Here is a 533-nt window from a genome sequence, read left to right as displayed (position 1 = left end):
TCGGAAGGTGCGGCTGGATCACCTCCTTTCTAAGGAGACTTCGGCGCGAATTACATGCCGAGCGAAGCGAGGCATATAATTCTCAAAGAAGTGGTAACACTTCTTTGAGCCAACGGCGCGCCGTAACGTCCTAAGGTCAGCTTTCTGGAGCGAATGAACTTTCACGTTGTTTAATTTAGAGGGTACACGCGTTAAGAAAATGTGCCTGCGGCACATTTTTAGCGTGTACCGCGGCGGCTATGCCGATGCGGGCCAGGCTGGAAAGAAGCAGATGGCACCAAATTTACGGGCCCATAGCTCAGCTGGCTAGAGCGCACGACTGATAATCGTGAGGTCGGTGGTTCGAGTCCACTTGGGCCCACCACTTAATTCAATATTGGATTGAAGTATCTGAATTTCAGGTATTTCAATCTGGTCTTGAAAGAGACTGGAAGTCAGCACCTTGAAAACTGAACAATGCAGATTGAAAGTATGAAGAGCAAGCAACAGAGGGCAATAACAGCAATGTTGTGGAACTTAAAGATAGAATGGCG

Annotated in this window: 1 tRNA gene; it reads left to right on the top strand. The window is 48.2% G+C overall.

Features of this window, described 5'->3' with window-relative positions:
• Positions 1-287: 287 nt before the first annotated feature.
• Positions 288-364 (top strand) — tRNA-Ile (locus tag B5G34_RS18170).
• The last annotated feature ends 169 nt before the right edge of the window (positions 365-533 follow it).

It is taken from the genome of Flavonifractor sp. An82, from assembly GCF_002159265.1.
Taxonomy (GTDB): Bacteria; Bacillota; Clostridia; order Oscillospirales; family Oscillospiraceae; genus Flavonifractor.
Note: the sequence above shows the minus strand (reverse complement) of the source record. Positions and strands in the feature narration are given on the sequence as shown.